Below are 3,387 nucleotides of genomic sequence, written 5' to 3'. Positions count from 1 at the left end.
GGGTTTTCTGATTCCTATGCTGGACGACTCGTAGAATTCGAGCTTCGCCCGGGAACAATCGACGAACTAGCGGAAATCGGCGTGAGGAACGAAGCGCGAGCTGTTCGTGAATTGTATCCCGATATGCCGGTGGTATCGAAAGGATGGGCGGATTTTGGCGCTCATTTCAAGGGTGAAGGTATGGGGCATGTCAATATCGGATTGGGTCGAGGCCCCGCATTGGAAATATTCAACGACGCGATAGTCAAGTGGAGGGAGATACTACGATGACTCCAGAGGATGAGAAGGTCATACTCGGACTTGTATACAACCCGTCCACTCAGGAGCGGGTCGGTTCACCTGAAGAAGTCCTTCGTCATTTTGGAACGGAAGATGGTCGCGAACTCGGACTGGACCTACTGAAACAGGCGACCGAAGATCACGATGCTGACGGTGTCGAGCTCGCTCTAATCGTGAGCTCAGAGTTCGGGCTCACCATGGATTATCTCGCCACGCTGTTGAAGTTGAGTTCAGCAGATTGGCACTTCATGCACGAAGCTGTGGTATCGAGACTTGGGCAGCTCCGAACACCAACTGCGGTCGACGCATTGTATCGAACTGCAGTCTGGATTCCAGATTATCTCGATTACGACGACAACAGGGCCCTCGCAAGAAAAGCGATCTGGGCGCTTGGCGACACACCTGGGCCGGAAGCCGAAGCTGCCTTGGTTCGCCTGCGTGATTCGGATAGCAAGATTGTGCGGAAGGGAGCCGAAGCGCAGCTCGAGCGCAGGCAAAAATCTCATACGGCAATGTAGGAAAGGGTTCGCATGTCCGCCGTCCAACATGAGTTAGCCGCACGTTACGAATGGCTACAAACCGTCATCGCCCAAGGATGATTAGGACCTCGGTCACTGATCAGAGTGTGACTACTCCCGTGCCCATTCCTAGTTGCACGCGCAGTTCAGGTGGGGTCGGGTATGGCTTTTCCGCGGGCAGGCGATCGGGAACGTGTCTCCCGGCGGCTACCTCATGTCCGATCTCATGGGCGAGTCCAGTGACGTCTTCGATCCCTACGATCCATTCGTCGCAGTAGCGATTTACCGCTTCACCGGACAGCCCCACCTGCAGTGATCGGAATGGTAAGGGACGAAATGCGGTGTCACGCTCGGGATCCCACTGAATCCGAACCGGAGCGGCCAAGCTGGTCTTCCACTGCGCATGGTCCTGATGCACAGCGCTGTCGAAGTGCGCGAACGCCGAATGGCGAAGTGCCCATTCGAAGCCCGAACGCGAGATCCGGACGGCCAGCACATGCTCCTGCCCAGGCTTACTGGCCCAGCCGGATCGGTACATCATCCACAGAAATGATGGCTTGATCCAGGTCATGCGCTCTCGCTTGAACGCGCCTGGGAACCGCCCAGAAGCCGCGGCAGGAACGGCGATCTGCGGGCCGTACGCCTGGTACACCGTAATCGTGTCGGCATCGAATACACCACGGATCTCACGAAAGGGCCTGTCCACGGAAACCATGGTTGCATGTCAATCGGCCAATCTCCGGCAGCCGGCGCACCCTCACCGGATCGCTGCGGTAGAGGCGGATCCGTTACGCGAGCACGGCGGGCCGAACGACCCGCCGTGCTGTACTCGGCGTTGATTGCGGCTCAGTTGCCGGGGTTGGCGTCGCGGTCGTGGCTGGTGGGGTGGCCGTCCTTGTCGTACCACTGGCCGTTCGCGTCGCGGGTCCAGCCTTCGAATTCGGTGCCGATCAGGCTGTCGACCCCCCAGCGTTCTCCCAGGCCGAGTGAGGGGGACCGTGCAGGTTCGGGCGGGGCATTGCGGCGTTTCTCGTTGAATGCAGCGAGTATCTCGCGGTTGCGCGCCCGTTCTTCATCAGAAGGGATCAAGCCTCGCGCTTCCGATTCCTCGCGACTGTAGAAGGTGAAGCGGCCGACTTTTTCCGAGTCCGGTTCCGGCATGGGTGTCTCCTATCGTTCGGTCAGCGTGATAATGGTGCGACCCGTTGTCGGATCGGTCACTTTGCTCTCGCAGAAGAATTCGGTTCCCGTTTTGAACATGACTTCGTCGCGAGTCCCGCCGTAGTCGTGGACTTGCCGCCCAGTCTTGCTCAATATTTGGAATTCGGTGTTCGTGGTGTTGGCCATGAGCTCGTTACCGCCGCGGCTGGAACTGTTCATGAATCCGCTCACCGGTCCCGCTTGTTCGGGCTGGAAGCGGGCGAGTTCCTCGGGCGTCAGATCAATATGGCGGGTCACCGGACCTTGGTACGGGGGTAACTTGTCCAACGCGGCATTGATCCGGAGAGCTTCCGCCTGCTGATCGGCGCTGAGGTTCCCTTCACGCAGCCCGCGAATCAGGTCCCGGCTGGGGCCGCGGGTCAGCATCCATCGTTCCTCGGTGGACATCTCACCGGTGAACTGTGTCGGCGCCGTTTTCGGCTCCACCTTCGGCGTCGCCTTGGCCTTCAAATCCTTGATGCGTTTCAGTTCTTTGGCATGTTTGGCAAGGGTTTGTTCGGATTTCACCCCTTTTGCGATGGCCCGGTTGGCCTTGAAGGCATCGATGAGGGCGCGAATGGGGCGCGCGAATCGGGCGGCGATGGCCACGACACGTGCGCTGGCTACGGCGGCGCCGATGCCGAAGGTCACCACGCTTGCCGCGATGGCGATTGCGACGGTGATGAGCAGTTCTTTGAGGAGCTCTTCGCCCAGGTCCTCGAGGACCTTTTTCATGTTTTCGCGCAGCTCGACCAGGCCGTCGTGGTGGTCTTTCGCGCTGGCGGACAGTTCGTAGAATGCGGCGGTGGTGGTCAGGGCGGCGTCACGCAGGGCGCGCAGATCTTCATCGATGTGTTCGTATTCGGGGCTGACGATCGCCTCGAACGACCATGCGGCCCGTTCCAGCTCTCCCGCCATTTTTGCCACGGGTTCGGCGTCGGCGATCTTGGTCCAGGTGTCGGCGGCGCGTGCGAGTAGATCGACGTTGCCGTCGGGGATGGTGATTCCGATGGCTTCGGCCAGTTGCACACCGCCATCGATCAGGCCCTGGCCGGGTCCTCCGGCACTGGGCAGCGGCACCCGGCACAGGTATGCCACGGGGCCGGGGGCGGCTGGTTTGTCCGGTGCCGGGGTGTCGGTGCCGAGTGTCGCGTTGTATTCGGCAACGGCGTGGTTGTAGCCCATTTCCAGCAACACGCACCCGTAGGCGTGGACCGCTTCGGCGAGGTCATTGGACATGTCCAGTAGCTCTTCGGCGCGCGTGTCGTAGGTCTTGGCCCATTTCTTGGCCTCGTCGTAGGACCCGGTCATGGCGTGGCATTGGTTGAGGGTCGGCCAGAACGAATCAACGGAGGCGAACCAGTCGGAGGCCAGAGAGATGAGCTTGTTA

The 3,387-nt window shown here is 60.1% G+C and carries 5 protein-coding genes; 2 read left to right on the top strand and 3 right to left on the bottom strand.

Translation table 11 applies throughout. The annotated features are described in order from the left end of the window. Both ACW2Q0_RS31000 and ACW2Q0_RS30995 read left to right on the top strand, forming a co-directional pair. The coding region (locus tag ACW2Q0_RS31000; RefSeq protein WP_457194476.1) for a hypothetical protein at positions 1–270 on the top strand (270 nt) is incomplete at its 5' end. Further along, complete coding sequence (locus ACW2Q0_RS30995; protein ID WP_457194475.1) at positions 267–797, top strand: HEAT repeat domain-containing protein; 531 nt, start codon at positions 267–269, stop codon at positions 795–797. The genes ACW2Q0_RS31000 and ACW2Q0_RS30995, both read left to right, overlap by 4 nt. Positions 798–897: 100 nt before the next feature. Here the strand turns inward: ACW2Q0_RS30995 and ACW2Q0_RS30990 are convergent, their stop codons facing one another. The 3 genes from ACW2Q0_RS30990 to ACW2Q0_RS30980 form a co-directional block, all read right to left on the bottom strand. Further along, on the bottom strand, positions 898–1,503 hold the full coding sequence (locus ACW2Q0_RS30990; protein ID WP_457194474.1) for a DUF4291 domain-containing protein: 606 nt from the start codon (positions 1,501–1,503) through the stop codon (positions 898–900). 140 nt (positions 1,504–1,643) lie between these two features. Then, positions 1,644–1,958 (bottom strand): hypothetical protein, encoded by a 315-nt coding sequence (locus ACW2Q0_RS30985; RefSeq protein ID WP_330251300.1) that lies wholly within the window; start codon positions 1,956–1,958, stop codon positions 1,644–1,646. 9 nt (positions 1,959–1,967) lie between these two features. Further along, the coding region (locus ACW2Q0_RS30980) for an ADP-ribosyltransferase (protein ID WP_457194473.1) at positions 1,968–3,387 on the bottom strand (1,420 nt) is incomplete at its 5' end.

The organism is Nocardia citri (genome assembly GCF_054065835.1).
Note: the sequence above shows the minus strand (reverse complement) of the source record. Positions and strands in the feature narration are given on the sequence as shown.

Coding starts and splice junctions, on each gene's coding strand:
- ACW2Q0_RS30995 (WP_457194475.1), top strand. CDS start 267: ATGACTCCAGAGGATGAGAAGGTCATACTCGGACTTGTATACAACCCG.
- ACW2Q0_RS30985 (WP_330251300.1), bottom strand. CDS start 1,958: ATGCCGGAACCGGACTCGGAAAAAGTCGGCCGCTTCACCTTCTACAGT.